General features: G+C 61.5%; 28 protein-coding genes. 19 read left to right on the top strand and 9 right to left on the bottom strand.

Translation table 11 applies throughout. The annotated features are described in order from the left end of the window. From FJ959_RS08755 to FJ959_RS08730, 6 genes are all read left to right on the top strand, one after another. The gene (locus FJ959_RS08755) at positions 1-243 is read left to right on the top strand and encodes a hypothetical protein (RefSeq protein WP_140629584.1); all 243 of its coding nucleotides are present in this window, start codon (positions 1-3) and stop codon (positions 241-243) included. Next, positions 240-2132, top strand: coding sequence for a helix-turn-helix domain-containing protein (locus FJ959_RS08750; RefSeq protein ID WP_140629582.1), 1893 nt, complete (start codon positions 240-242; stop codon positions 2130-2132). Before FJ959_RS08755 ends, FJ959_RS08750 begins: the two co-directional genes overlap by 4 nt. Beyond that, the gene (locus FJ959_RS08745; protein WP_246680793.1) at positions 2132-2854 is read left to right on the top strand and encodes a hypothetical protein; all 723 of its coding nucleotides are present in this window, start codon (positions 2132-2134) and stop codon (positions 2852-2854) included. The genes FJ959_RS08750 and FJ959_RS08745 overlap by 1 nt, the downstream gene beginning before the upstream one ends. A 154-nt stretch (positions 2855-3008) precedes the next feature. Beyond that, entirely contained in the window at positions 3009-3383 is a 375-nt protein-coding gene (locus FJ959_RS31610; protein ID WP_181181024.1) for a hypothetical protein, read from the top strand. Between the two features lie 168 nt (positions 3384-3551). Continuing rightward, positions 3552-4187 (top strand): hypothetical protein, encoded by a 636-nt coding sequence (locus FJ959_RS08735; protein ID WP_140629580.1) that lies wholly within the window; start codon positions 3552-3554, stop codon positions 4185-4187. Continuing rightward, a complete protein-coding gene (locus tag FJ959_RS08730) occupies positions 4187-4609 on the top strand; it encodes a hypothetical protein (RefSeq protein WP_140629577.1) in 423 nt (140 codons plus the stop codon). The genes FJ959_RS08735 and FJ959_RS08730 overlap by 1 nt, the downstream gene beginning before the upstream one ends. Positions 4610-4659: 50 nt before the next feature. Here FJ959_RS08730 and FJ959_RS08725 read toward each other — a convergent pair whose 3' ends face one another. Further along, positions 4660-5073: a hypothetical protein gene (locus FJ959_RS08725; RefSeq protein ID WP_140629574.1), complete on the bottom strand. Its 414-nt coding sequence runs from the start codon at positions 5071-5073 to the stop codon at positions 4660-4662. A gap of 996 nt (positions 5074-6069) precedes the next feature. Then, complete coding sequence (locus tag FJ959_RS08720) at positions 6070-6255, bottom strand: hypothetical protein (RefSeq protein ID WP_181181023.1); 186 nt, start codon at positions 6253-6255, stop codon at positions 6070-6072. A gap of 99 nt (positions 6256-6354) precedes the next feature. Between FJ959_RS08720 and FJ959_RS08715 the strand changes: the two genes are divergently transcribed. Further along, a complete protein-coding gene (locus FJ959_RS08715) occupies positions 6355-7230 on the top strand; it encodes an RNA ligase family protein (protein ID WP_140629569.1) in 876 nt (291 codons plus the stop codon). 268 nt (positions 7231-7498) lie between these two features. Here the strand turns inward: FJ959_RS08715 and FJ959_RS08710 are convergent, their stop codons facing one another. From FJ959_RS08710 to FJ959_RS08695, 4 genes are all read right to left on the bottom strand, one after another. After that, positions 7499-7849, bottom strand: coding sequence for a hypothetical protein (locus FJ959_RS08710; RefSeq protein WP_140629566.1), 351 nt, complete (start codon positions 7847-7849; stop codon positions 7499-7501). Between the two features lie 5 nt (positions 7850-7854). Further along, the gene (locus FJ959_RS08705; RefSeq protein ID WP_140629563.1) at positions 7855-8073 is read right to left on the bottom strand and encodes a hypothetical protein; all 219 of its coding nucleotides are present in this window, start codon (positions 8071-8073) and stop codon (positions 7855-7857) included. Positions 8074-8114: 41 nt separating this feature from the next. Then, a complete protein-coding gene (locus FJ959_RS08700) occupies positions 8115-8333 on the bottom strand; it encodes a hypothetical protein (RefSeq protein ID WP_140629560.1) in 219 nt (72 codons plus the stop codon). 116 nt (positions 8334-8449) lie between these two features. Next, positions 8450-8584 (bottom strand): DUF2493 domain-containing protein, encoded by a 135-nt coding sequence (locus FJ959_RS08695; RefSeq protein ID WP_140629557.1) that lies wholly within the window; start codon positions 8582-8584, stop codon positions 8450-8452. A 347-nt stretch (positions 8585-8931) separates the two neighbouring features. On the opposite strand from FJ959_RS08695, the gene FJ959_RS08690 reads away from it, so the two are divergent. From FJ959_RS08690 to FJ959_RS08655, 8 genes are all read left to right on the top strand, one after another. After that, positions 8932-9393 (top strand): MerR family DNA-binding transcriptional regulator, encoded by a 462-nt coding sequence (locus FJ959_RS08690; RefSeq protein WP_140630160.1) that lies wholly within the window; start codon positions 8932-8934, stop codon positions 9391-9393. A 262-nt stretch (positions 9394-9655) separates the two neighbouring features. Beyond that, positions 9656-11446 carry an acyl-CoA dehydrogenase gene (locus FJ959_RS08685; protein ID WP_140629554.1) on the top strand — a complete coding sequence of 597 codons (1791 nt, stop codon included), beginning with the start codon at positions 9656-9658 and terminating at the stop codon, positions 11444-11446. A 112-nt stretch (positions 11447-11558) separates the two neighbouring features. Further along, on the top strand, positions 11559-12728 hold the full coding sequence (locus FJ959_RS08680; RefSeq protein ID WP_140496673.1) for an acyl-CoA dehydrogenase family protein: 1170 nt from the start codon (positions 11559-11561) through the stop codon (positions 12726-12728). Positions 12729-12759: 31 nt separating this feature from the next. Then, entirely contained in the window at positions 12760-13968 is a 1209-nt protein-coding gene (locus tag FJ959_RS08675) for an acetyl-CoA C-acetyltransferase (RefSeq protein ID WP_140523939.1), read from the top strand. Between the two features lie 14 nt (positions 13969-13982). Further along, positions 13983-16202 (top strand): 3-hydroxyacyl-CoA dehydrogenase NAD-binding domain-containing protein, encoded by a 2220-nt coding sequence (locus FJ959_RS08670; protein WP_140629552.1) that lies wholly within the window; start codon positions 13983-13985, stop codon positions 16200-16202. 64 nt (positions 16203-16266) lie between these two features. After that, positions 16267-16812 (top strand): thioesterase family protein, encoded by a 546-nt coding sequence (locus FJ959_RS08665; RefSeq protein WP_140624808.1) that lies wholly within the window; start codon positions 16267-16269, stop codon positions 16810-16812. A 123-nt stretch (positions 16813-16935) separates the two neighbouring features. After that, positions 16936-17580 (top strand): helix-turn-helix transcriptional regulator, encoded by a 645-nt coding sequence (locus tag FJ959_RS08660; protein WP_140496665.1) that lies wholly within the window; start codon positions 16936-16938, stop codon positions 17578-17580. An 11-nt stretch (positions 17581-17591) separates the two neighbouring features. Continuing rightward, complete coding sequence (locus FJ959_RS08655; RefSeq protein ID WP_348640298.1) at positions 17592-18443, top strand: thermonuclease family protein; 852 nt, start codon at positions 17592-17594, stop codon at positions 18441-18443. Here the strand turns inward: FJ959_RS08655 and FJ959_RS08650 are convergent. Next, entirely contained in the window at positions 18409-20055 is a 1647-nt protein-coding gene (locus FJ959_RS08650) for a lysine--tRNA ligase (protein WP_140496661.1), read from the bottom strand. The genes FJ959_RS08655 and FJ959_RS08650 overlap by 35 nt on opposite strands. Positions 20056-20215: 160 nt before the next feature. Between FJ959_RS08650 and FJ959_RS08645 the strand changes: the two genes are divergently transcribed. Next, entirely contained in the window at positions 20216-20623 is a 408-nt protein-coding gene (locus FJ959_RS08645) for a tellurite resistance TerB family protein (RefSeq protein WP_140496659.1), read from the top strand. Between the two features lie 44 nt (positions 20624-20667). Here the strand turns inward: FJ959_RS08645 and FJ959_RS08640 are convergent, their stop codons facing one another. After that, positions 20668-21519 carry a transporter substrate-binding domain-containing protein gene (locus FJ959_RS08640; protein WP_140629550.1) on the bottom strand — a complete coding sequence of 284 codons (852 nt, stop codon included), beginning with the start codon at positions 21517-21519 and terminating at the stop codon, positions 20668-20670. A 256-nt stretch (positions 21520-21775) separates the two neighbouring features. Between FJ959_RS08640 and FJ959_RS08635 the strand changes: the two genes are divergently transcribed. From FJ959_RS08635 to FJ959_RS08625, 3 genes are all read left to right on the top strand, one after another. Further along, the gene (locus tag FJ959_RS08635; RefSeq protein ID WP_140557703.1) at positions 21776-22507 is read left to right on the top strand and encodes a LuxR family transcriptional regulator; all 732 of its coding nucleotides are present in this window, start codon (positions 21776-21778) and stop codon (positions 22505-22507) included. Positions 22508-22603: 96 nt separating this feature from the next. Beyond that, complete coding sequence (locus FJ959_RS08630; protein ID WP_140629547.1) at positions 22604-23242, top strand: acyl-homoserine-lactone synthase; 639 nt, start codon at positions 22604-22606, stop codon at positions 23240-23242. A gap of 14 nt (positions 23243-23256) precedes the next feature. Beyond that, complete coding sequence (locus FJ959_RS08625) at positions 23257-24006, top strand: enoyl-CoA hydratase-related protein (RefSeq protein ID WP_140496652.1); 750 nt, start codon at positions 23257-23259, stop codon at positions 24004-24006. A 56-nt stretch (positions 24007-24062) separates the two neighbouring features. Here the strand turns inward: FJ959_RS08625 and ppk2 are convergent, their stop codons facing one another. Further along, the gene (ppk2, locus tag FJ959_RS08620) at positions 24063-24971 is read right to left on the bottom strand and encodes a polyphosphate kinase 2 (protein ID WP_140629544.1); all 909 of its coding nucleotides are present in this window, start codon (positions 24969-24971) and stop codon (positions 24063-24065) included. Positions 24972-25157: the final 186 nt, after the last annotated feature.

The raw sequence follows: 25157 nt of genomic DNA, 5'->3' as shown, positions 1-25157 counted from the left end.
ATGGTCGAGTGGCTTAAGGACTGGCTTGGCATCAATCGTTACAATGTCGCCTATGAGGTTGAGTATGGGGCGCCTCTAGCGATGACGGTTCGCGGCAGTTCCGATCGCTCATGCAGCAAGAGCGTGGCCGAAAGCGTTGCGCGAGACATGATGCTTGAGCGTCATCGCTATCCAAGTGGCCGCGTCGCGGCAAAATATTGGGTTGTGCCGCACGGCACCGTAATTGAGGATGTTGCCCATTGACTCCCCGCACGCCTGACGAAGCGCTGCTTGCCACGCATGCCGCGTACCTCGCCAACGGAAAGAACCAGGCGCATACCGCCAAAGTCTTGGGCGTAAGCCGCGAAACGGTACAGCGGCATGTGCGGCAGGCTGCGGAACGGGGGTTGGTCGACGGTGTTCCGCAGGTCACAAAGTCAGCGGTGCCGAAAAAGTCGGCCAGCGAACATGCATCAGCTCGAGCGGAAGCAATGCGCGAATGGCTGGTCCAGATGATGACTGGCACGCGCTATCCGATCACCAATCCGGAAGCGGTTCACGTCGAGGCGCAAACCGGCTTGCGGTATGACCGAGCCGCCGAAGTATATGTCGAGTCTGAGCGCGCACCAAAGACGTGGGTTTCTGACACTCTGCGTGTCGAACCAGTTGAGGACTGCCGCAATAGGAAGTACCTGTTCACGGGCGCGCAGAACGATGCGCCGGTCCACGAGGAGTTTTGGACGAACCTTCGGGCCTTCGCGACCTTCATTGGCGCAGAGATTGTGGTTGGCCCATGGACCTACGAAACGTCATGGTTCAACGAAAACGCGCCGACATCTCGCCAGTACGACCCTCTGATTTCCGATTTCATCGCTTTCGGCCAAATGGCGATCGGTGACAACTTCATCTTTGCAGGCGAGATGAACACGCTGCCTACGGCGGCGCGCCCGATATCGGATCTTGTTACGTACAGCCGTGGCCGGTGGGCGGTGTTTCCGCACGCCAAGCTTCAGTTGAAGAGCGTGCCGTCGACCGATCCTGCAATCCAGGCGCATCAGGTGATGACGACTGGCGCAGTCACCAATCCGAAAGTCATCCCGCGCAAGGCTGGTATTAAGTCCATTTTTCACCACATCATCGGTGCGACTCTGGTCGAGTTCGATGCGGCTGGCGACATCTTCCCGCGCCAAATTAGTGCCTCGGATGACGGCTCGTTTTATGACCTTGACGTGTTCGTCTCAGGTGGCCAGGTAACGACGGGCCACAAGGTGCGGGCTGTTGTCTGTGGCGATATCCACGAGCGCAAGTTAGACCACAGGAACGCACTTGCCACCTTCGGATTTGGCACCGACACGACGTCCACATATCGTGACAACGTGATTGATACGCTTAGGCCAGATGTCGTCCTGGCGCATGACATCTTCGACAACGAAACGCGCAGCCATCACCACGCCAACGACAACGCTCATTTCTTTGAGATGGCAGTTCGTGGGCGCACCAGCGTTATGGATGAGGTGCGTGGTGTTACTCGCTTCCTGACGAGGTTGCGCCGACCTGGGGTTACGCCGGTCGTCGTGGAAAGCAATCACGACCTAGGCCTCGAGCGATACGTCCGCGAAGGCAGATACCGCAATGATGGCATCAACGCCCGATATGGTCTGATGCTTGACGACGCGTATCTTGCCGCCCGCGAAACGCAAGCCGTCGCATTGGAAAGTGGCGCACCGGTTCCGTCATACAGTCTGCTTGAGGCAGCGGCGCGCATGTTGTCGACTGACGCCCTATCTGGCGTTGAGTGGGTGCATGATGGCGACAGCTACGTAATTGATGGCGTTGAGTGCGGCAATCACGGCTTCCGTGGTGCCAATGGTTCCAAGGGTACAATCTCTGGATTTGCGCGCATCGGCCGGAAGATGAGCATCGGCGACAAGCACTCGCCAGAAATCATGGATGGCGTTTATTGTGCAGGCGCGATGAACCTTCGGCACGGCTACAATAAAGGGCCAAGCTCGTGGGCGGTGTCGCACATCATCCAGTACCAGAACGGCAAGCGCACCTTGATTACTCTCCAGAACGGCAAGTGGCGGGCAGCCAAGCCGGTGGTCCGTGTTAGAGCAGCCAACGACAACGAACAGCAGAGGAGTGCGGCGTGATGGAAGTAGGTAGAATTACCTTTGCACCTCGCGACGTTATTCCCAAGAATTACGACTCCATCGCGCGCCGCTACGTCGAGCACGACACGCTGTCGCAGGAGACGTTTGGGGATATTGACCCGGTTGTCGAACGCTATGGCTATCTGGCCAACAACAACACGCGCTCGGTTGCCGAAGCAACAAGGCGCGGCGACACCATGCAGACTTACACGGCCCGCCATTTCCATCCGTTGGATGCGCGCCCCGACGAAGTGCATATCGAGGATATCGCACACAGCCTGTCTTTGCAATGCCGGTACGCCGGCCACTGCAATCGCTTCTACAGCGTGGCCGAGCATTCCGTGCTCATCGCCAACTGGATCTGGTGGCACGGCTCGGCAGCGGACGCGCTAGCCGGGCTGTTGCACGACGCTACGGAAGCGTACTTGGTCGACATGCCGCGCCCCGTAAAGCGCAGCATGCACGAATACCGCCTGCATGAGGCCGCGCTGTGGAAGGTGATTGCAAAACGGTTCGGCCTGGCCGAGGAAATGCCGGCGCTAGTCCACGAGGCGGATAACCGCATCATTTCCGACGAGCTAGTCAACATGCGGCCGATGGATTGGCACGCCAAGCATAATAACCCTTTGGGCATCGAGTTGCGCTTCTGGTCGCATCAAGAGGCAGAGGCGGCGTTTCTAGGGACTTACGAAAGGCTCCAAAACATGGGGGTGGCGGCGTGATGCGGTATCTAACCAACGGTTGGAACCTGTGGTTTGCCGCGACTATCTGTTGTGGCGTCGCAGGTGCACTGAAAGTGTCTATCGGTGACGGTTTTGGCATGGCTGCGTGCGGGTTTGCCGCTGCTGCCATCGCCGCGATGGTGAGGGATCTGGCATGAACACCTTCTATCCCGGCCAAGAAGTCGTCTGCGTCGACGCAACCCAGCCGCCGCGCACCACAATCCCGCTCGGTATCACCGAGGGCCAAACCTACGTGCTGCGATGGGTTGGCCCATACACAAGCTACGTCGACGGCGAGTTCATCGGCGTTCGCCTAGAGGGCATAGAACGCGGTCAGTGTCCGACCTACGGACACGACGACCCCCCGTTTAACGCCCGCCGCTTCCGGCCGCTAGTCAGCGACCCGCTGGCAATCTTCCGGCGCATTGCGGTGGATCCCAAATTTAAGGTGGACGCACCAGAAGGTCCGGTGCGCGATCGTCCGACAAGAGAAGGCGCACCAAGGCGCAAGGTTAAGGAGGAGGTGTGATATGGTGAAGGCTTGGATTGCTCTATGCGTTCTGTACACCTTGGCGAGTGGCTGTGCGATAGCTGCAACTGGTTTGTACAGTGGCACCGTTAATGCGTTAGTCGCAGCAGTCATCGCGATCGGCCTTCCGATTTGGATGCTGGCCGGATACCTGTCGGAGAACCTGAAATGACCGCCGCTCTCGCCTACGACCCATGGGGCGGTCATGACCTACCCGCCAACGACAACCGCGTGCCGCGTATCGGACGGCCGCCACTCATTGGGCTGACAGGCAAGCGGAATGTCGGCAAGTCGACAGTCGCTGCTCTCCTGCACAAGGAGTTTGGCTTCGTCTCCGTGCATCCTTTCGCGTCCGGCAAAGAGGCATCGCGCGAATGGCTTATTGCGGCCGGCTTCGATGCGGACGACGCTTGGGAAATGATTTATGGCGATCTTAAGGATACGCCGTGCGACCGCATGCCAGGTGGCGTTGCGCCGCGGTACTTCATGGAGAAGTTCGGCCACTTCATGGGCGCAACGCTTGGCGTTGAGTGGACGCTTGGGATGGAAATAGCATTGGTGCGGCAGCGCAAACCGCAAGCGCCAATCGTGGTCGAGTCACTGGTTTACGAGGCGCCGTGGTTCAAGGCACAGGGAGGCACCGTGTGGCGCCTGGAGCGTCCTGGGCACAAAGGGCCGTTCGGAGTTGAGAGCGACGCTGTGCAGGCCGCTGTGGTTGCTGATGCTACGATTTCGGCCGCTACCGTGGAGGAGTTGGAGCGACAAGCGCGAAAGATTGCACAGCAGATGGTGGGTGGCTGGTGATGACGCCTCAACAGATAGATGAGGCCGCAGCAAAGAGACTGCGCGCGCTTTTGGATTTGCCGCTGCCGCCGAGCAAGGTTGAAATTGGCGTCTGTGATCCTTCAACGTATTCGCCGCGCTATTTCGACCCGTGGGATGCCTTCGATGGAATCGTTGGCGCTTACGATTCAGAGATAGACGCACCGGCTATCAAGACGCTTGAAGCGGTCCGTGATCGTACGACGTTCGATTTGCAGAATGGTAAGCATGGATTATTTGTGCAGTTCTTTTTACACATCCTGGCTGGCCACAACTATGTCGATTACGGCACCAGTCCGCGCGGCGCATTTCCGACATATAAGGCTACTGACATTCTGTGGTCTGAATGGATAGAAAAGTGGCGCGCTTGGTATAGCATCAATTGGGACGAGTATCTGGACTAATCCGAATCTAATATGAGCCCGCCCTCGCAAGAAGGCGGGCTTTTTTTGATTCAGGCCACACCAGCCTTCTGCGCAGCCTTGGACGGTACATATTCACCCGTCACCGGATCCTTCCGCCTACGGAACTTCTTCTCACCGCTAGCAGATGCCTTACGCGGCCCGCCAGCCAAGCTTTCAGCCGTTGGCGCTTTCAGTATGGACCCTGGCGAAAAGATATCGCCGCGGCTAAAGCCCGCCGTAACGCGATCGGGCAGCAACCCCTGATCATGCAGCCACTTCACGCCGGCAAGCACGGCTTCGACCTGGCGGGCTGCCTCCGCGGCAAGCTCTTCCTTGGCTTTGATATCGGCAATTCGCTGGCGTTCCTGCCTAGCCATCTCGAACTCCACAGCGCGGCGCTCGAACTCAGCATCGCTTATCTCTAGCAGTTCCGGGCGCAGTTTCTTGACGTCGGTAACGGCCATGCATTTATCCCTCTTCTAATGCATGGCCTATAGCGCGCCGTGGCGCGTCTAGCAAGCGGCTGGCGGGCCGCTAGGCAGAACAGGCTACAGCCCGCACCGCCCGCCGAACCATAGTGGACACTCCGCACATAGCGGACCACCAGGCGTTAGTACCTCTGCGTCTACAACGTAAGCGGTTTCGCCTTCATCATCGAATGCGCGAATCACCTTATAAATGTCGGAGCCGTTGAGGATAGCGGCCGCCTCAATCACTATGCCAGCCTCATTGTCGCTTATTCTTATGCACTGTCCTATGTTTATTCGTGGAACTTTTACCGTGATCATTGCCCAAACCCTGTTGTTTGTTGTTGCCTTTGGGCGCCAACACACACAAGCGCCAATCCGCACCTCAATGCTTTTCTCGGGCTGGGTTCCTCAGGCCAAGCCGGGGGTTAGTAATACGCCGTGAAGACGCACCGGCTCGCCTTTAGCTTGCGCCTGGACATACGCGCGCCGCCCCCGGCCGAAGCCAGGTGCGTGCGTCGCCGCCAAGCGGTCGCACGATTTCGGCGCAATCTGCGCCTATTCACGATCCGGGTTACTAAGCCCGCCTGCACACTGTTATATTTGCTTGTGCTACGCAAGCTGCTTTTGGTCGGACCAGTGCAATTTTCACCGAACATTTCTGGGTGTGTTGCATTCGTGCTATAGTAGTTAATTTTGTATTACTGCTGGCTGTTTGGGCGTTGCAGTTCGCCGACCACATACACTCTATTGTGGTGGCGGTTCCCGCAGTTGGTGCATCTGGTGAACTTGGTAGAGAATCGCACGTAAGCCTCGCCTGACCGTTTGCGCAGGCGCTCGCGATCGGTCGGCGCCTCATGCCGGCAACATCCGCAACGGATACCAAGCGCAACGTGCTGCGGGATATCCTCGAAACGGATTTCCCAGTAGAATTTGTCGGTGACTATCTCGGTGAGTTCCATGCTGCCACATAGCGCATATAGGAACATATGCCTAGCTGGCGGTGAGCTTTTCCACCGTGGCAATGATTGCCTTGGCTAGGGCTTCGGCATGGTTGATTGGTGCCGGGCCGTAAATAGCGTTCACCATCTCTTCGCTTGGCAGTACGCCGGGTGGGCATGTCTCCTCGATCGCCATCCTGATCAGGCGCAGTGCGTTGCTACATTCTTCATGGGTCATGGTCGGCGGTGTCATAACCCTTCAAACATTCATTTCGTCTAAAATGTTCCGGAACCGAATCCCGACATTGAAGCTTGAGTCGGTCGTTGGAGTCAGTGCATGCGTCGTGTTACCAGCCAAGACCGCTTGAGGTTCATCCCGCCGCAATTGCCGCGGTTGGTGGAGGAACCGCCAGTCAGCGACGATTGGATCCACGAAATCAAATACGATGGCTACCGCACGCAGGTCATCATCGATTGGGATGGCGCTCGAGCCTACACCAAGACCGGGGTTGATTGGACCAAGCGCTACTGGCCGATAGTGGCTGCCGCGGAGTCTCTTGGCGCGCGGTCTGCCATAATTGATGGAGAGGTAATAGCGCCGACCGCCAGTGGCTCGCCGGACTTTCACGCGCTGCGGTCGGCAATGACATGGAACGCCGAACGACTGGCGTTCGTGGCGTTCGACCTGCTGCATCTCAACGGCCAGGACTTACGTCCGCTGCCCGTCGTAGAGCGGCGAGCTATGCTGTGGGACTTGGTGAAGCCGGCAGATGGGGTCATCCAGTTCAGCCAACATGTCGAAGGCGGAGGCGCTGAGTTCTTTCGCGGCGTCGAGAAGTTGGGCCTTGAGGGCATGGTATCCAAGCGCCGAGGTGCCGCATACCGAAGCGGCGAGTCTGACGCTTGGCTGAAAATCAAATGCTATGAGTTTTCCGAAATGGACTTGCTGGGCGTCAAGCGCGAGCCAGGCAAGCCTGCAATGGCCCTGATGGGGCGGGGCGGCAAGTATGCAGGATCGGCGTTCATCACTCTGCCGAAGGATATCCGCGAGCGGCTATGGAAGCGCGTCCAGGCGGGCAGGAAGGCGCCCGTAGGCGTTCCTGCGGTGTCGGGCGTCGAGTGGCTGAAGCCCGGCGTGCGGGCGCGTGTAAAGCACCTGCGGGGCGAGGCTAAGCTGCGGCACGCGTCGGTGAAGGGGATCGTGGAGGATTAGGGGCGCTCTAGAAATACGGGTATGTCGTCGTTTTCGTCGGTTGGCTGTGGCGAGAGAAGTGCGCGGATAGCCGCCGCTGTGCGCTGCGCTTGAGCCTGCAGTGGCGCGTCAGCCCAGTCCTGCGTTGCTGGCGCGTTTCGTATCGCGATCTTAGCGCACACCTCAACGATTTCCCGCCTAGCCGACTCAGCCGCGCCCATGTAATTGGCCCACATGGCATCTGTGCCGTGGCGCGCTTTGGCGATTGTGCGGGCTAGGGATTCTAGGGTCATGGGCTTGGCTCCGGCTTGGGTGAAAACGGCTCACTGCCGTTGTTGCGCCATCTCTCTTGCTCATCTCTACAGACCTTAGCGCAGGCAGAAATTACGTCCTCGGCCGAGGTACCGTAGAAGCGATAAAATGACACACTCCCGCACGGATAGACCTGCGCGGATAAAAAGCGACCGGTTCGGTATGCCTCATCTCGCTGCTCAAACGATATCCAATCTTCAGCGACCGACTCCTCGGTCTCGTCACGATAGATTGTTTCTTCGCGCGGAGTTGTGAAGCAGCAAGCGCCAGGATTGACGTTCAGGATAAATTCAAAGGCATTGCGCTGAAGGTAGGCCAGATCGTCCATCCCACTCACCCTCCTTTGCGCGCCAGCGCAAGCGCGGCGCGAGCTGGCTGGGTGGTAAAACTGTCTGGAACATAATCGCCAGAAACAGTGCCATCCATTAAGTCAGCCAATTCATCCAGCGCAGCCACAAGGGCGTCGATGACTTCCCTGTCGCTTTTGCGTGGCGTGTGTACGGGTCCATGCATGTACCTGCCGGTAAAATAATCGCGATTTCCGTTAGCCATCTTTATTCTCCATACATTCTCTAGCCAGTTCCGGGCCGTAGCTAGGCGGCCAAGGTAAGGGTCACCTTGTGCGGACCAAAGCCCTTGTCGGACCATCGCTGAACATACACTGAGAAGTCGCCACTCTCCGATATGATGCCGCCAACATGACGGCGCCATGCCTCTCCTGCGGTCATGCCAAAGGTATGCTTTCCCATCCTCAAAATTGAGTCAGGCGACCATTGGCGATTGGCGATTATATATCCATCGATCGACGTCATTTCATCCTCCAAAAACGCACCCGTAACGCACCATAACGCTGGCGATGGTGGTACGGATGGCGGTATTGCTTGTGATCGGGCAGGAAGATTTGCGTCTCCACATCGCTTCGCCTAGCTCATGTCTCGGCCAGGGAGTCGGCGCCCTTTGCGCCGCCGCTGATTACCTTCGTTGGCTGCGCGGCCTCCAGCGTCGAAGCCAAGAGCCTACTATCCCTAAATGTGCGTGATCCGATGACGGCAATTGCGCTCATTTTTATCTCCTATAGCGATGGTCGTAACGCGCCGTAACGCGCAGCCTGTAAGCCGTTGATCCGGCTTTTCTATTTTTTCAGCAACGCTAACAACGCGTTAACCAAGCTTAAGAAGTTGCGACGAAGTTCGCGGTGAACCGGCCGCTGCGGCATAAAGCGCCGCCCGCACAACGCCCTTGCGTCATGAGAGGGCTATCGGTATAGAATTGACGTAAACGTAAAAGGCGCATCAAGCGTGCTGTTTGCGATTTGTTTGTCGAAACCACGGCTGGAAGCACGCCCCCGCTTTCAGTCAGGCATCGCTTGGTCCAGGACCGCGACGCCACAGACGGGGAAAGCCAGTGACCATGAAGCTTATCTCGGCCGGCGAGACCGCGGCCAATACCAACACTATATCCGTCGACTCGGGCGAGGACCTCGTCCGCATCGGCGAAATGGCCAAGAAATATGGCGTGACGCTGCGCACGCTGCGTTTCTACGAAGACAAGGGCCTGCTCAACCCGCAGCGCGACGGTTCAACCCGCCTCTACACGCGCCGCGACAGGGTTCGGCTGAAACTGATCCTGCTCGGCCGCAAGGTCGGGTTCTCGTTGCGCGACGTCAAGCAGATGATGGATCTCTATGATCCCACCGGCTCCAACACCAAGCAGTTGCGGCTGGCATTGGACAAGTCGGAGAAGCAGCTTGCCCGCCTCCAGAAGCAGCGCACGCTCATCGATGACGCCATCAGCGAGTTGAGCACCTCCATGGCTACCGTCCGGCAGATGCTGGTCGAGCGCTCGGCGCCGCAGGCGAGCGTCGCCGGCTGATTTGGGCCGCCGCCTTGCGGCGCAACATCCATGATCGAAAAAAGCCGTGTGGCGAGCGCCACGCGGCTTTTGTCATTAAGGGTTCCAACACATGTACTGCATCGCGTGCGGTTTGCTGCGGTGCAGGAGAAATTTTGTCGCATCGGCTGAATTGACGTTTACGCAAACGTCAATTTTTGTTATCTCCCGCTGAACACGGGTCCGCATGCCGCCTGACATGAATTCGGGGGTTTCGGATCAGGTCCGCAGGGTGGAGAAGAGCATGCCGATCTACAGGGCGCCGGTGCAGGATACGCTGTTCGTGCTCAACGAGGTGCTGGGCTACCAGCGCTATTCCAATCTCCCCGGCTTTTCTGATGCAACGCCCGACGTGCTGGAGGCGATCCTCGCCGAGGGCGCCAAGCTCGCGGAAAACGTAATGCATCCGCTCAACCGTGTCGGCGACATGGAAGGCTGTGTGCGCCATGACGATGGCTCGGTGACGACGCCGAGGGGCTTCAAGGAAGCCTTCGATCAGTATCGCGAGGGCGGCTGGATGGGGCTGGCGGCGCCCGTCGAGTTCGGCGGCCAGGGCCTGCCCTATGCCGTGCATACCGCCGTGGCCGAGTATATGGTGTCGGCCAATATGTCGCTGATGATGTATCCGGGCCTGACGCAGGGCGCGATCGCGGCGATCATCACCCATGGCACCGACGAGCAGAAAGCCAAATGGCTGCCGAAGATGGTCGAGGGCGCCTGGACCGGCACCATGAACCTGACCGAGCCGCATTGCGGTACCGATCTGGGCCTGCTGCGCACCAAGGCCGTGCCGAATGGCGACGGCACTTACAAGATCTCGGGCCAGAAGATATTCATCTCGGCCGGCGAGCACGACATGGCGGACAACATCGTCCACCTGGTGCTGGCCCGCATCGAGGGGGCGCCCGAAGGGGTGAAGGGCATCTCGCTGTTCATCGTGCCGAAGCTCAAGCTCGATGCTTCTGGCAATCCCGATGAGAGGAACACCGTCTCCTGCGGTTCGATCGAGGAGAAGATGGGCATCCACGGCAATTCGACCTGCGTCATGAACTATGACGAGGCGCAAGGCACGCTGCTGGGCGAGGCCAATGGCGGCCTCAAGGCGATGTTCACGATGATGAACGAGGCGCGGCTCGGCGTCGGCCTGCAGGGGCTGTCACTGTCGGAGATTGCCTACCAGAATGCCGTCGCTTACGCCAAGGACCGCTTGCAGGGCCGCTCGCTGTCGGGACCGAAGGCGCCGGACAAGAAGGCCGACCCGATCATCGTCCATCCCGACATCCGCCGCAGCCTGATGACCATGAGAGCCTTCAACGAGGCCGGCCGCGCGCTGGCGCTGTGGACGGCGATCAAGTCGGACATCGCCCATCGCTCCGCAGACGACAGGGACCGCCAGGCGGCCGACGACTACACCGGGCTGATGACGCCGGTGGTGAAGGGCGTGCTCACCGACAAGGGCTTCGATCACGCCGTGATGGCGCAGCAGGTGTTCGGCGGCCATGGCTACATCGAAGAGCACGGCATGAGCCAGTTCGTGCGCGATGCCCGCATCGCCATGATCTATGAAGGCGCCAACGGCATCCAGGCGCTCGATCTCGTCGGCCGCAAGCTGGGTCTGAACGGCGGCCGCGCGGTGCAGGCGTTCTTCAAGGAAGTCGGCGAGTTCTGTGAAGAGAACCGCGCCGACGAGAAGATGGCCCCCTTTACCAAGGCATTGAAGAAGAGCCTCAACGATCTTCAGACGGCGACCATGTGGCTGCTGCAGAACGGCATGGCCAAGCCCGACAATGCCGGCGCCGCCTCGACCGACTACATGCATCTCTTCGGCCTCGTGGCGCTCGGCTATATGTGGGCGCGGATGGCCAGGGCCGCCCAAGGCAAGCCGGGCGCCAACGGCGCGTCGTCCTTCTACGACAACAAGCTGGTGACGGCGCGCTTCTTCATGGAGCGGATCATGCCGGAAACCGCGACGCGTCTCGCCCGCATCTCCAGTGGCGCCGATACGTTGATGGCACTGCCGGCGGAAGCGTTCTAGAAATAATCCCTCTCCCTTTGAGGGGAGGGCGGTCCAGAGGGGCCGGGAGGGGGCGCCGCGACAGTGCGCGGATCTCAATTTCGATGGCAGACCTTGGGAGGAAGATCATCGCATGACCAACCCAGCCGAAATCCTTGGCCTGCCGAAGCCCGCCTGGGCGGCGGACGAGGTCGGCATGCTCTACGACATGGCGCACCGCTTCATGTCCGAAGAGATCGCGCCGCGTTACGACGAGTTTGAGAAGAACGAAATGGTCGACCGCGAGAGCTGGCTGAAGGCCGGTGCCGCCGGCCTGCTCTGCGCCTCCATGCCGGAGGAATATGGCGGATCGGGCGGCACCTTCGCCCATGAGAGCGCCATCATCGAAGCCATCGGCCATGTCGGCGTCGATGGCTTCGGCATCGGCCTGCACAATTCCATCGTCGCCCCCTACATCCTCCACTACGGCTCGGAGGAGCAAAAGAAGAAATGGCTGCCGAAGCTCGCCACCGGCGAACTGATCGGCGCCATCGCCATGACGGAGCCCGGCGCCGGCTCCGACCTGCAAGGCGTCAAGACGCGGGCCGAGAGGGACGGCAACCAATACAAGATCAATGGCTCCAAGACCTTCATCACCAATGGCCAGCTTGCCAATTTCATCATCGTCGTCACCAAGACCGATCCGGACAAGGGTGCCAAGGGCACTTCGCTGATCGTCGTCGAGACCGACGAGGTCGATGGCTTCGAGCGCGGCCGCAACCTCGACAAGATCGGCCTGAAAGCCAATGACACATCGGAGCTGTTCTTCAACGATGCGCGTGTGCCGACCTCCAACCTGCTCGGCCACGAGGAGGGACAAGGCTTCATCCAGCTCATGCAGCAATTGCCGCAGGAGCGTTTGCAGATCGGCACCGGCGCGATTGCCATGGTCGAGCGCGCGCTGGCGCTGACCATCGAATACGTCAAGGAGCGCAAGGCGTTCGGCAAGGCGGTCATCGATTTCCAGAACACCCAGTTCAAGCTGGCCGAACTGAAGACCGAGGCCACGATCGGCCGCGTCTTCTACAATGATTGCGTGGCGCGCCACATCGATGGCGGTCTCGATCCGGTGACGGCGTCGATGGCCAAGTACTGGCTTTCCGACCTGCAGGGCAAAGTCGTCGACGAATGCCTTCAATTGCATGGCGGCTATGGCTACATGAATGAATATCCGATCGCCCGCATGTTCCGCGACGCCCGCGTCCAGCGCATCTATGGCGGCACCAACGAGATCATGAAATTGCTGATCGGCCGCTCGCTCTGAGCATCGATCGGCAAACCCAAGGAGCAGGAAAATGGCCGAAGCTTACGTCTATGACGCCGTTCGCACGCCGCGCGGCAGGGGCAAGAAGGATGGCTCGCTGCACGAAGTGCCGGCAGTGCGGCTCGCCGCCAGGACGCTGGAGGCGCTGCGCGACCGCAACGGGCTCGACACTGCAACTGTCGACGACATCATCTTCGGTTGTGTCGACCCGGTCGGCGAGGCGGGGTCGGTCATTCCGCGCGCCGCGGCCTTCGAGGCCGGCTACGCGACCTCGGCGCCCGGCATGCAGATCTCGCGCTTCTGCGCCTCCGGCCTCGACGCCATCAATTTCGGCGCCGCCAAGATAGCCCAGGGCGCCGATGAGATCGTCATTGCCGGCGGTGTCGAATCGATGTCGCGCGTCGGCATGGGCGCCTCGGGTGGCGCCTGGTTCATGGACCCTTCGGTCGGCCTGCCCGGCTGGTTCGTGCCGCAAGGTATTTCGGCCGACCTGATCGCCACAAAATACGGCTTCAGCCGGGATGATGTCGACGCCTACGCCGTCGAGAGCCAGAAGCGCGCGGCAAAATCCTGGGCCGATGGCCGCTTCAGGAATTCGGTGATCCCGATCAAGGACCAGAATGGTCTCACCATCCTCGACCATGACGAGCATATGCGCCCATCGACCGACATGCAGTCGCTGGCCTCGCTCAATCCCTCCTTCGTCATGCCCGGCGAAATGGGCGGCTTCGACGCCGTCGCGGTGCAGAAGCATCCGGAAGTGGAGGAGGTCAATCACGTCCACCATGCCGGCAATTCGTCGGGCATCGTCGATGGCGCGGCCGCCGTGCTGCTCGGTTCGAAGAAGGCCGGCAAGGCCATGGGCCTGAAACCGCGCGCGCGCATCCGCGCCTTCGCCAACATCGGCTCCGAGCCGGTGCTGATGTTGACCGGCCCCGTTGACGTCACCGAGAAGCTGTTGAAGCGCGCCAAGATGAAGCTGTCGGACATCGATCTGTTCGAGCTCAACGAGGCCTTCGCCTCCGTGGTGCTGCGCTACATGCAGGCCTTCGATATCGAGCACGACAGGATCAACGTCAATGGCGGCGCCATCGCCATGGGCCATCCGCTGGGCGCCACCGGCGCGATGATCTTCGGCACCGTGCTGGACGAGCTCGAGCGCCGCGATTTGAACACCGCGCTGGTGACGCTGTGCATCGGCGCCGGCATGGGCACCGCAACCATCATCGAACGCGTCTGACGGGGAGAGAAACGATGAGCTACATCAATTTCACCCTCGACATCGACGCCGACGGCATTGCGCTGGTCACCTGGAACATGCCGGACCGCTCGATGAACGTCTTCACCGAGGAGGTGATGCGCGAGCTGAACGCCATTGTCGACAGGGTGGCGGGCGACGCCGCCATCAAGGGCGCGGTCATCACCTCCGGCAAGGATACGTTCTCAGGCGGCGCCGACATCACCATGCTCCAGAAGATGCTGACGACCTTCGCGGCTGAAAAGGGCAAGGATCTCGAAAAGGCGACCAGGGCGCTGTTCGAAAACGCCGGCACCATGACCGGTCTGTTCCGGAAGCTGGAAACATCGGGCAAGCCGTGGGTTTCAGCAATCAACGGCACCTGCATGGGCGGTGCATTCGAAATGTCGCTGGCCTGCCATGGCCGCGTCGCCGCCGATTCCGACAAGGTGAAGATGGCGCTCCCCGAGGTGAAGATCGGTATTTTCCCGGGCGCCGGCGGCACCCAGCGGGTGCCGCGTCTCACCGACCAGCAGCAGGCGCTGCAAATGCTGGCCTCCGGCCAGAACCTGTCGCCGCAGAAGGCGAAGGCGATGGGCCTGATCCACGAGGTCGCCGAGCCGGCCAAGCTGGTCGAGACTGCGAAGGCCATGATCAGGAACGGCCTCAAGCCGGTAGCGCCGTGGGACGAGAAGGGATTCAAGCTGCCCGGCGGCCCGGTCTATTCGGCGGCGGGCGCCAATCTGTGGCCGCCGGCCATCGCCATCCTGCGCCGCGAGACCTATGGCAATTATCCGGCCGCCGCGGCGATCCTGAAATGCGTCTATGAGGGCCTGCTGGTGCCGTTCGACACCGCCCTCAGGATCGAACAGCGCTATTTCACGGAGATCATGCAGACCAAGGAAGCGGCGGCGATGATCCGCTCGCTGTTCGTATCGTTGCAGGAACTCAACAAGGGCGCGCGCCGCCCGGCCGGCGTGCCGGAAACCAGGTTCAAGAAGATCGGTATTCTCGGCGCGGGCTTCATGGGCGCCGGTATCGCCTATGTCACGGCCAAAGCCGGCATCCCGGTGGTGCTGCTCGACCGCGACATGGAGTCCGCCGAGAAGGGCAAGGCCCATTCGGATGGTCTGATCTCGGATCAGGTGAAGAAGGGGCGTGCCAAGCCCGAGGACAAGGACAGGCTCCTGTCGCTGATCACGCCGACATCGGACTATGCCGACCTTGCCGGCTGCGATCTCGTGGTCGAGGCGGTGTTCGAGGATTCCGCGGTGAAGAAAAGCGCCACCGAACAGGCGGAAGCGGTGCTGAAGTCGTCGGCGATCTTCGCGTCGAACACCTCGACCATTCCGATCACCGCCCTGGCCAAGAATTCGGCGCGGCCGAAGAATTTCATCGGCATCCATTTCTTCTCGCCGGTCGACAGGATGATGCTGGTCGAAATCATCCTTGGCAAGAAGACCGGTGACAAGGCGCTGGCCACCGCGATCGACTTCGTGCGCGCCATCAAGAAAACGCCGATCGTCGTCAACGATACGCGCGGTTTCTACGTCAACCGCTGCGTCCTGCGCTATATGTCGGAAGCCTACAAGATGTTGATCGAGGGCGTTCCGGCGCCGATGATCGAGAACGCCGCCAAGGCCGCCGGCATGCCGGTCGGCCCGCTGGCGCTGACCGACGAGACGGCCATCGACCTCGCCCAGAAGATCATGAAGCAGACCATCAGGGATCTCGGCGACAAGGCGGTCGACCCGAAGCAGATGGCGCTGATCAACACCATGGTCGACGACCACGGCCGCTTCGGCCGCAAGAACGGCAAGGGCTTCTATGACTATCCGGCCAAGCCGGCCAAGAAGAAGCTGTGGCCGGGCCTTAGGGAGTTCTATCCGCAGCTCAAGCCGGAGAAGGTCGACTATGCGGAATTGCAGCAGCGCCTGCTGGTCACCATCGCGTTGGAAGCGGCTCGGGTGATGGAGGAGGGCATCGTCACCGATCCGCGCGAGGCCGATGTCGGCTCGATCCTGGCCTTCGGCTTCGCGCCCTATACGGGCGGCGCGCTGTCCTACATCGACGGCATCGGCGCCGGGCAGTTCGTCAAGATCGCAAAGGGCTTGCAGAAGAAATACGGCGCCGAGTTCAAGGTGCCCAGGCTGCTGCTCGACATGGCCGAAAAGGGCGAGACTTTCTACCAGCGCTTCGACCCCTACGCGAAGGGCGACGTGAAGCAGGCGGCCTGAGCGTGGTCGGAATCAAAGGTGCCGCGGCGTCCCTTGCGCGTCCGAAAAGACGCGCCGCGCCGTAATGTATGTCTGGGGGCGCCTTGCGCGTATGATGGCCACGGCGGGCAGCCGTGGCTCCTACCAGATGGGTGATGAAAGCCGGTTGGCCTTTCGCTGCCTGCCGACGGACATCGATTTCAACCGCCATCTCAACAATGCCCGCTATATGATGCTGGCGGACCTTGGCCGCATCGATATCTTCATCCGCGCCGGCCTCATCACTCTGGCGAGAACGAATGGCTGGGCGCCGATGATCGGCGGGCTGCAATCGGCCTATGTGCGTGAGATCAAACTGTGGCGGCGTTTCGAAGTGGTGTCTTCGATCGAGACCTGGGAAGGCAGCCAGGTCATCGGCAAGCACCGTTTCGTCCTCGACAATGGCGAGACCGCCGCATTGATCATGACGACAGCCGGCGTCTACGACCGCGCCGCCCGGCGCTTTCTCGATATTGACGAGGTCGTCGCCGCGCTTGGCCGCTCCGCCCAGCCGCGTCCGCCCAGCGAAGCCGAGCGGGCGTTCATGGCCTCGCACCGGAACCTCCGCGAGCAGGCCAAGCGGATCGGTTGACCCGGGAACCGGAATTGGCGCGGCCAGCAGGAAGATGTGATGCGATGCCACAGCCGGTGGACAAACCTTCATTCGAAGACTAGAAAGGAAAGGCATTTTTTCCTTTTTGCAAGGAGAGCGGAATTGCTCTCGCATGACCGTGTTTGGGCCGCCATCGACGCTCTGGCCGAGCGGTATTCGCTCTCGGCTTCCGGCTTGGCGAAGCGGGCCGGCCTTGATTCGACTGCCTTCAACAAGTCGAAGCGACTGTCGTCGGACGGCAGGCCACGCTGGCCCTCGACCGAATCGCTGGCCAAGATCATCGAGGCGACGGGCGCTTCGCTCGACGAATTCACCGGGCTGATAGAAGGTCGGGCCGGCCACGGCGCGATGCCCGCCCGCGGGCGTGCCGTTCCGCTGCTCGGCTTTGCCCAGGCCGGCGCCGGCGGGTTTTTCGACGATGCCGGCTTCCCGGCCGGTCAAGGCTGGGATCTGGTGGAACTGCCGGCGCAATCGACCGAGAGTTCCTATGCGCTTCAGGTGCAAGGCGATTCAATGCTGCCGCTCTACCGCAATGGCGACGTGCTCATCGTCGAGCCGGCAGCCCTCATCCGCAAGGGCGATCGCGTCGTCGTCAAGACGACGGGCGGCGAGGTGATGGCCAAGGTGCTCGATCGCCAGACCGCCAGGTCGATCGCACTGGTTTCGCTCAATCCCGATCATCCGGACCGCGACATTCCCATGCGCGAGGTTGAATGGGTGGCGCGGATCGTCTGGGCAAGCCAATAGGGTGCGGGCTGGTGCGGCTTCCTCATCTTGTCCTTGCGGTTCTGATGGTCCCTGGAATGGCCGCGCTGGTAGTCGCCGGCGGCCGCGCGCTGAAGAGCGGCGAAGCTGCCGTCGCGGTGGAACAGATCGATCCGAGCGCCGATACGGTCTCTCAGCCAGGCACCGACGGCGTGCCGGAGGAGCCGGCCACATCGGCCATTGCCGCTCCGCCGCCCCCCGCCGCTAGCCCGCACTCGCGTGCGATCGATCCCCAAGTCGTGGCGCCGCCGGAGCTTCCCAGCAAGGAGCTGGAGCGGGTGGAGCCGCGCGCGCCGTTGAGCAAGCTGGCGCTGGCCATGCCGCCCAAGCCGAAAATGCCGGACGACTGGAAAGGGACGAAGCTGTTCCAGCCGGTCGCGCCCGCCGCCGGACTGATCGAGGCGAAGGGCTATTCTGTCGCGGTTTCCGGCGTCGACATTGTCGGGCAGGACGAGACCTGCACCTCGGACGGTAAATCCTGGCCCTGCGGCGTCCGCGCGCGCACGGCGTTCCGCGCCTTCCTGCGCGGCCGGGCGGTGGTCTGCGCCGTGCCGCCGGAAGGCGGCCGCGACCTGATCGCCGCCGACTGCCGGATCGGCAAGCAGGATGTCGGCCGATGGCTGGTCGAGAACGGCTGGGCGCGCGCCGCCAAAGGCGGCCCTTACGTCGAAGTCGGGGAAAAAGCGCGCAGCGAAAGGAAAGGCATTTTCGGATCGGCGCCAAGCCTTTCAGGCGTGCCTTCGATGCCGGCCGCGCGCGCCCCGGCGCCGCAAGCGCCGGGCTCGATCTTGGAAGAGGTCGGCGGCATTCTCAAGCCAGCTGACCAGCCAACGCCTTCTGAATGAGCCCGCGCGTCTCGGCGATGCCGTAGAGTGCCGCGAACGAGCCGAAGCGCGGTCCGCGCTCCTGCCCGATCAGCACCTGGTACATCATCTGGAAGAAGGCGCCCGAAACGCCCGGACCACCTTCGGGGCTCTTCTTGGAATGATCCTGATAGCGTTCCACCTTGCGGGCGACGTTGAGCGCGGCGTTCTGGATCGCCTCGCCGTCCGAGCCCGCCGGCAGGGCGCCAAGCGCCTGATCCAACGCTTCCAGCGCCTCCCGCTCGACGTCGTCGGGCGCGCGGAAGGTCTTCGTCGGCTTCACGAAATCGTCGAAATAGCGGATCGCATAACCCGTCAGCCTGTCGAGCTCAGGGTGGGTCGCCGGCGTCACGCCCCGGACATGGCGCGAGATGAAGCCCCACAGCACGTCCTTATTCTGCGCATTGGAGGCGCTGACCAGGTTGAGCAGCAGCGAGAACGGCACGGGCATGTCGATGGCGGGCGGATTGCCGTCGTGCATGTGCCAGACCGGGTTGCCCAGCCGTTCCTTCCAGTCCTGCCTCCGATAGGCTGCAAGGAAGGTGTAATATTCGTCCACGGCCCGCGGGATGACGTCGAAATAGAGCTTCTTGGCCTGTCGCGGCCGCTGGTACATATAGAGTCCCAGGCTCTCCGTCGGCGCGTAAGTCAGCCATTCGTCGATGGTCAGCCCATTGCCCTTGGATTTGGAGATCTTCTGGCCGTTCTCGTCCAGGAACAGCTCGTAGACGAAATGTTCCGGCGCGTGCCCGCCGAGGATGTTGCAGATGCGGTCATAGACCACCGCATTGGTCTGATGGTCCTTGCCGAACATCTCGAAATCGACGCCAAGGGCCGCCCAGCGCATGCCGAAATCGGGCTTCCACTGCAGCTTCACCTTGCCGCCGGTAACCGGAAGCGTGGTCTCGGTACCGTCATCGTCGAAGGTGATGGTGCCCGCCCTGGCATCGACATGCTTCATGGGAACGTAGAGCACGCGGCCGCTCTTCGGCGAGATCGGCAGGAACGGGCTGTAGGTCGCCTGCCGCTCCTCTCCCAGCGTCGGCAGCATCACCGCCATGATCTGGTCGTAGCGTTCGGCGGCGCGCAACAGCATCGCGTCGAAGCGGCCGGTCTTGTAGTACTGCGTCGCGCTGGCGAACTCGTAGTCGAAGCCGAACGTGTCGAGGAAGCGGCAGAGCATCGCGTTGTTGTGGTCGGCGAAACTCGCATAATCGCCGCCGAAAGGGTTGGGTACCGAAGACAGCGGCTTGTGCAGGTGCGGCTCCAGCGCCGCGCGATCCGGCACGCTGTCGGGTATCTTGCGCATGCCGTCCATGTCGTCGGAAAAGCACAGCAGCTTGGTGGCGACCTTGTCCTGCGTGATGACGCGGAAGGCATGCCGCACCATCGACGTACGCGCCACCTCTCCGAACGTGCCGATATGCGGCAGGCCAGACGGGCCATATCCGGTTTCGAACAGCACCGTTTGCGGGAGTTCGCGGCCCTTGTAGCGCTCGATGATCTTGCGGGCTTCCTCGAACGGCCACGCCTTGCTTTCGGCCGCCGCCGTCAGCACTTCGGGATTGAGATCGATGATGTTTGATCCCGCCATGTCACTGTTTTCCAAAATTAGACGCCGGCAAAGCCGCAAGTGAGGATTTTCAACCGGTCTCTATGCGCGCCTGACCCGAGCGTCAACGAGCGCGGCGCTTTTTCCTTGCAGCGCAGGGAAGGCGTTCCTACCTTCGCAGCCCGTATCGAGGAGTTGTTGAATGCCGACCCCGCATGAAGCGCTGATCTACCTGATGGTCATCACCTCCGCCTCCGACCGCGACATGACGGATGTCGAGCTGGCGCGGATCGGCGAGGTCGTCCGCTCATGGCCGGTGTTCGAGGATTTCGACCACGACCGCCTGGTTGGCGTCGCCCAGGCCTGCCAGAAGAAGCTGCATGAAAAGGGCGGGCTGGAGGGTGTCCTGGCAAGCGTGGCCGAGGCCCTGCCGGAGCGCCTGCGCGACACCGCCTATGCGGCCGCTTTCGAGGTCGCGGCCGTCGATCTCGAAATGCGGATGGAGGAGGTGCGGGTGCTCCAACTCATTCGCCTCAAGCTCGATCTCGACACGCTGACCGTCGCGGCGATCGCCCGCGCGGCCAAGGCGCGCTTGCGCACGCTGACCTGAGCGGCGACACTCAACCCGACCGGAAGAAACTGATCGGGACCGGATCAGAAGAAACTGACCGGGAAATAGCGCAGGTAGAACTCGGCGAACGTGCCTTTCAGCGAAATCTCCTGCAGCGCGTAGTCGAGAGCGGCGGCCAGCGCCGGGTCATCGGATCGGGCGGCGATGGCCATGCCCGAACCCAGATATTCCGGCGCCAGATAGGATCCGCCGGCAAAGCGGCAGCAGCCGGCCGCATCCGAACCGCCCAGCCAAAAGGCGAAACGCATGCCATCGCCGAAGGCGGCATCGATCTTGCCGGCCTTGAGGTTGGCGTAGAGGTCTTCCGGCCTGTCGAAGGTGACGACCTGAACGGTGTTGAAATAATCGCGCAGCATGCGCTCATGCGCCGAGCCTGATATCACGCCGACACGCTTGCCGCGCAGCTTGGCGAACAGCGGCTCGGTCAGCGCCTCGCCCTTCGGCATGATGAAGCGCGCCGGAAATTGCAGGTAGGAGCGCGAGAAGGCGTATGTCTGGCGTGACTGCGGCGTCGCGGCGATGCCGGCAATGATCGCTTCGCCTTCGCCTTTCTCAAGCGCTCCTTCGAGCTCGGCCCAGGGCAATGCCTGGATCTGACATTTGTCGACGATGCCGAGCTCGGCGCAGATGGCGCGCGCCAGGTCGATGTGGAAACCGGACAGCTTTCCCGCGCCGTCCAGGAAGTTGAAGGGCGGGAAATCGGTTGTGGTCAGGAACCGCAGCCGCGGCAGTGCGGAGAGATCCGGTTTCGGCAGCCGCTCCTTGGCATCCCACAGCACCGGCACCTGCGGCTCGGCCGCGCGCGCGCCCTCCCCCGACGCCAGCGACGCGATCAGCATCGACGCAAGGACGAGAGACCTCCGCTGGAACGCCATGATAAACTTCCACCGCACTTGTGTTCGCATCGGTTCTGGTACGAAAATAGTACAGGCACAATGCTTTTTGATTTCAACGCGTCGATTTCAGGATATGCTTTAGCAGGTTTGCAAACAGCGGTGGCTGCCCTGGTGGGGGACCAGGGTCGAGAACCACAACCACAAGGCAACGCTTTGCAATCCCTGGTCGGTGGCGAAGTGCCAACAAGGCACGGATCATCGATTTCAACGCGGCAACATGGGGTTTGATGTTGCGATGGGTCAGTTCGATCGCACGCTGGAATACATAGATCACCTGCAGCATGCCGGAACGGCGGCTGCGGTTTGCGAGAGGCTGTTGGGCATAACGTCGGATTTTGGCCTGACCGCTCTGATGGCGGGCACCGTTCCGCAGCCGGGCACGCCGACCGGCCAGCAGAAGCAGCATGTGCTGCTTTGCGACTGGCCTGTCGAATGGCTGGAGCGCTACGTGGCGCGCAACTATGTCGATCACGACCCGATCGTCAGCCACATGAAACAGTTGCAGGCGCCGTTCCAGTGGCGGGAAGCGGCCCAGGGCGTTAGCATCGACAGAAGCAGCGGCGAAGTGATGGGCGACGCCGTCGTGTTCAAGCTGCGCGACGGGCTGGCATTCCCGCTGATCACGCTCGACGGCCAGATCGTCATGGTGTCACTGGGCGGCGAGGCCGTGGAACTGTCCGCCGCCGAGTTCGGCCTGGTGTCGCTGGTGTCGACCTATGCGGTGGGTCGCGCCATGCAGCTTCACACGAAGGCCAGCAAGACCATCGATAATGTCGAGCTGACGCCGCGCGAACGCGAATGCCTGCAATGGGCCGCCGTCGGCAAGTCCGAATGGGAGATTTCGCAAATCCTCGGCATCTCCGAACACACGTCGGAGAAACACCTCCTTAACGCCAAAAGCAAACTCGGTGCCGTCAACCGCGTACAGGCAGTCGCTGAAGCGATAAGGCGCGGCTATATTAGTTAGGTCGGCCGGGTCGGCCTAGAAATTCCTGCCTACGTGATCGCGTAATTTTCTTGCGAGGGCACGGCCGTATCTTCCTCTTGAACAGGAGACGGCAAAATGATTTTTTCCCTTACAACAAAAGAACTTATGGAACATCCCGATCTGTGGGAGGCCGTGCATCGGCTGCGCTACAGGATTTTTGTCGAGGAAATGGGGTGGGAGGACCTGCGGCGCCCCGATGGCTTCGAGATCGACCAGTTCGATCATGACGAAGCGGTGCATCAGATCGTCATCAGAGGCAACGAGGTCGCGGGCTATCAGAGGATGTTGCCGACCACGCGGCCGCATCTGCTAACGGAGGTGCTGACCGACCTTTCCGTGGGAACGCCGCCGTCGGGTCCGAACATCTGGGAACTGACCCGCTATGCGGTCGCCCCCGGCTTTCGCGACGGCCGCCGGGGCGTCTCGACCGTCGGTACCGAACTCATTGCCGGCTTCGTCGAGTGGGGGCTGAAGCGCGGCGTCGACAAGGTGATCATCGAGTTCGAGCCGATGTGGGTTCTGCGCGCGCTGCAGCTGCATTTCCTGGCCACACCGCTGGGCTATCAGCGCACCTATGGCAACCAGCAGGTCGTCGCGACGCTGCTCACCTTCAATGAGCACACGCTGGATGTGGTGCGTTCGCGCCGCAATCACCACGCTCCCGTTCTGGCCAGGGGATATCCCGATATGTTCGGGCAAAGGCGGGCGTCATGAGATCGGAAACGGCCATGAACGCGCACCCGCAACCCGAACTGCGCAACCACACGCTGATCGTCACCGTATCGTCGACCGACGGCCGGCCGGTGCTCGACAGAAGGGCCTATGAAAGCCTGGCAAGGACGTTCCACGAAGCCGCCGACAATGACGACGTTCGTGTCGTCGTGCTGCGCGGCCTGGCGGGCTGCTTCTGCCTCGGCGGCGATTTTTCCGAATTCCTCGACGCTACCAAGCACCAGAAGCTGATCGCCGCCGTCACCGACATGTTCCGCACGCTGGCGACGTTCCCCAAACCCATACTGGCCTGTGTCGACGGCGATGCGGTCGGCGTCGGCTGCACCATCCTGTTCCATTGCGACATGGTGATCGCGTCCGCCGAAAGCACGTTCCGGGTGCCGTTCGTCGATTTCGGCCTGGTGCCGGATGCCGCGACCAGCATCCTGGCGCCGCAGAAGCTCGGCTATGCCGGCGCCTTTCGCTTTTTCTGCCTCGGCGACACGCTGCGCGCCGACGACGCCAGGGCGCTCGGCCTGGTCGCCGAGATCGTCTCCGAAGGCAGCGTCGAGGAGGCAACCCTCGGCCGGGCAAGGCAGCTCGCCAGGAAGCCGGTCGCCGCGTTGCTGCAGACGCGGGGCCTGCTCAAGGGGAACCCCGCGGAACTTTGCGAACGCATCGATCAGGAGATCTCGCTGTTCCAGCAGGCGCTGCAGGACGACACCACGCTGCGGCGGCTGCAGCGGATTGCCCGGTTGGCGGCCTGAGCGTCGCGCCGAAGGCGTTGCGCCACGCGGTCCAGTGCCGCGTGGCGCAGGCGCCGTCAGTCCTGTTTTGCCAGGAATGACGGCCCTTCGCCGATGATTTTCTTGTCTTCCTTGCCGATGATGTCGAGGTCGCGGCCGTCATAAGGCAGCGACAGGAGGATGCGCCGCATCACCGCCAGCCGCGCGCGGCGCTTGTCGTTGGCACGCACGATGATCCAGGGAGCGAATTCCTTGTGGGTGCGCTCGAACATGGTATCGCGCGCCCTGGTGTAATCGTCCCACTTGGTAATGCCGGCAATGTCGATCGGCGAAAACTTCCAGCTCTTCAGCGGACTGTGGCGGCGATCGTGAAATCGCTCGAGCTGCGTTTCCCGGCCGATGTTCAGCCAGAATTTGAAGAAGTGGATGCCGTCATTGACGATCATCCTTTCGAAGTGCGGTGTCTCGTCGAGAAACTTCTCGTGCTGTTCTGGCGTGCAGAAGCCCATCACCGGTTCGACGCCGGCGCGGTTGTACCAGGAACGGTCGAACGTGACGAATTCGCCCGCGGTCGGGAAGTGGTCTGCATAACGCTGGTAGTACCATTGCCCCAGCTCGGTCGGCGTCGGCTTGGTCAGCGCCACGTTGCGTGCCGTGCGCGGATTGAGGTACTGGCGCAGGACGAAAATCGTGCCGCCCTTGCCGGCCGCGTCACGGCCTTCGAACAGCGCCATCATCCGCCTGCCTGTCGACTGCAGCCACGCCTGCGCCTTGACCAGCTCGATCTGCAATGCCTCGAGCGTCTCGTCATATTCGTCGCTTTTCATCTTCTTGTCGTAGGGATAGCCGCCCGCGGTCAGCTTGCACTCCTCGATCCAGTCCGGCAGTGCTGGATTCTCGATGTCGAACTCCCGCTCCTTGCCGTTGATCCTGAGCTTCAGCGGCCCCGGGGTCGGCGCGGCGGTGTTTTCCTTGGCTTTTTTCATCGAGACGAACCTTTCCAGCTTACGGACTCGTGCTATTGAGCCATTGCAGTGCCGCGCGCCGCTTCAGACGCAAGGGGCGCTGCACTTTTGGATTTTGCGCATGATCCTTTCCGAAAATCGATTCTGATTTTTCGGCGTCATGCGCCAGGCCGGTCCAGCGAAATTGCCGGACCGGGAGCGGGGCGC

Source organism: Mesorhizobium sp. B2-2-4, from assembly GCF_006442375.1.
GTDB lineage: Bacteria > Pseudomonadota > Alphaproteobacteria > Rhizobiales > Rhizobiaceae > Mesorhizobium.
This window is presented reverse-complemented; position numbering and strand designations above follow the sequence as displayed.

Bases quoted from the DNA above. Each gene is read 5' to 3' on its own strand.
- FJ959_RS08755 (WP_140629584.1), top strand. From the start codon at position 1: ATGGTCGAGTGGCTTAAGGACTGGCTTGGCATCAATCGTTACAATGTC.
- FJ959_RS08745 (WP_246680793.1), top strand. From the start codon at position 2,132: ATGGAAGTAGGTAGAATTACCTTTGCACCTCGCGACGTTATTCCCAAG.
- FJ959_RS31610 (WP_181181024.1), top strand. From the start codon at position 3,009: ATGAACACCTTCTATCCCGGCCAAGAAGTCGTCTGCGTCGACGCAACC.
- FJ959_RS08735 (WP_140629580.1), top strand. From the start codon at position 3,552: ATGACCGCCGCTCTCGCCTACGACCCATGGGGCGGTCATGACCTACCC.
- FJ959_RS08730 (WP_140629577.1), top strand. From the start codon at position 4,187: ATGACGCCTCAACAGATAGATGAGGCCGCAGCAAAGAGACTGCGCGCG.
- FJ959_RS08725 (WP_140629574.1), bottom strand. From the start codon at position 5,073: ATGGCCGTTACCGACGTCAAGAAACTGCGCCCGGAACTGCTAGAGATA.
- FJ959_RS08720 (WP_181181023.1), bottom strand. From the start codon at position 6,255: ATGACCCATGAAGAATGTAGCAACGCACTGCGCCTGATCAGGATGGCG.
- FJ959_RS08715 (WP_140629569.1), top strand. From the start codon at position 6,355: ATGCGTCGTGTTACCAGCCAAGACCGCTTGAGGTTCATCCCGCCGCAA.
- FJ959_RS08710 (WP_140629566.1), bottom strand. From the start codon at position 7,849: ATGGACGATCTGGCCTACCTTCAGCGCAATGCCTTTGAATTTATCCTG.
- FJ959_RS08705 (WP_140629563.1), bottom strand. From the start codon at position 8,073: ATGGCTAACGGAAATCGCGATTATTTTACCGGCAGGTACATGCATGGA.
- FJ959_RS08700 (WP_140629560.1), bottom strand. From the start codon at position 8,333: ATGACGTCGATCGATGGATATATAATCGCCAATCGCCAATGGTCGCCT.
- FJ959_RS08695 (WP_140629557.1), bottom strand. From the start codon at position 8,584: ATGAGCGCAATTGCCGTCATCGGATCACGCACATTTAGGGATAGTAGG.
- FJ959_RS08690 (WP_140630160.1), top strand. From the start codon at position 8,932: ATGAAGCTTATCTCGGCCGGCGAGACCGCGGCCAATACCAACACTATA.
- FJ959_RS08685 (WP_140629554.1), top strand. From the start codon at position 9,656: ATGCCGATCTACAGGGCGCCGGTGCAGGATACGCTGTTCGTGCTCAAC.
- FJ959_RS08680 (WP_140496673.1), top strand. From the start codon at position 11,559: ATGACCAACCCAGCCGAAATCCTTGGCCTGCCGAAGCCCGCCTGGGCG.
- FJ959_RS08675 (WP_140523939.1), top strand. From the start codon at position 12,760: ATGGCCGAAGCTTACGTCTATGACGCCGTTCGCACGCCGCGCGGCAGG.
- FJ959_RS08670 (WP_140629552.1), top strand. From the start codon at position 13,983: ATGAGCTACATCAATTTCACCCTCGACATCGACGCCGACGGCATTGCG.
- FJ959_RS08665 (WP_140624808.1), top strand. From the start codon at position 16,267: ATGTATGTCTGGGGGCGCCTTGCGCGTATGATGGCCACGGCGGGCAGC.
- FJ959_RS08650 (WP_140496661.1), bottom strand. From the start codon at position 20,055: ATGGCGGGATCAAACATCATCGATCTCAATCCCGAAGTGCTGACGGCG.
- FJ959_RS08645 (WP_140496659.1), top strand. From the start codon at position 20,216: ATGCCGACCCCGCATGAAGCGCTGATCTACCTGATGGTCATCACCTCC.
- FJ959_RS08640 (WP_140629550.1), bottom strand. From the start codon at position 21,519: ATGGCGTTCCAGCGGAGGTCTCTCGTCCTTGCGTCGATGCTGATCGCG.
- FJ959_RS08635 (WP_140557703.1), top strand. From the start codon at position 21,776: ATGGGTCAGTTCGATCGCACGCTGGAATACATAGATCACCTGCAGCAT.
- FJ959_RS08630 (WP_140629547.1), top strand. From the start codon at position 22,604: ATGATTTTTTCCCTTACAACAAAAGAACTTATGGAACATCCCGATCTG.
- FJ959_RS08625 (WP_140496652.1), top strand. From the start codon at position 23,257: ATGAACGCGCACCCGCAACCCGAACTGCGCAACCACACGCTGATCGTC.
- ppk2 (WP_140629544.1), bottom strand. From the start codon at position 24,971: ATGAAAAAAGCCAAGGAAAACACCGCCGCGCCGACCCCGGGGCCGCTG.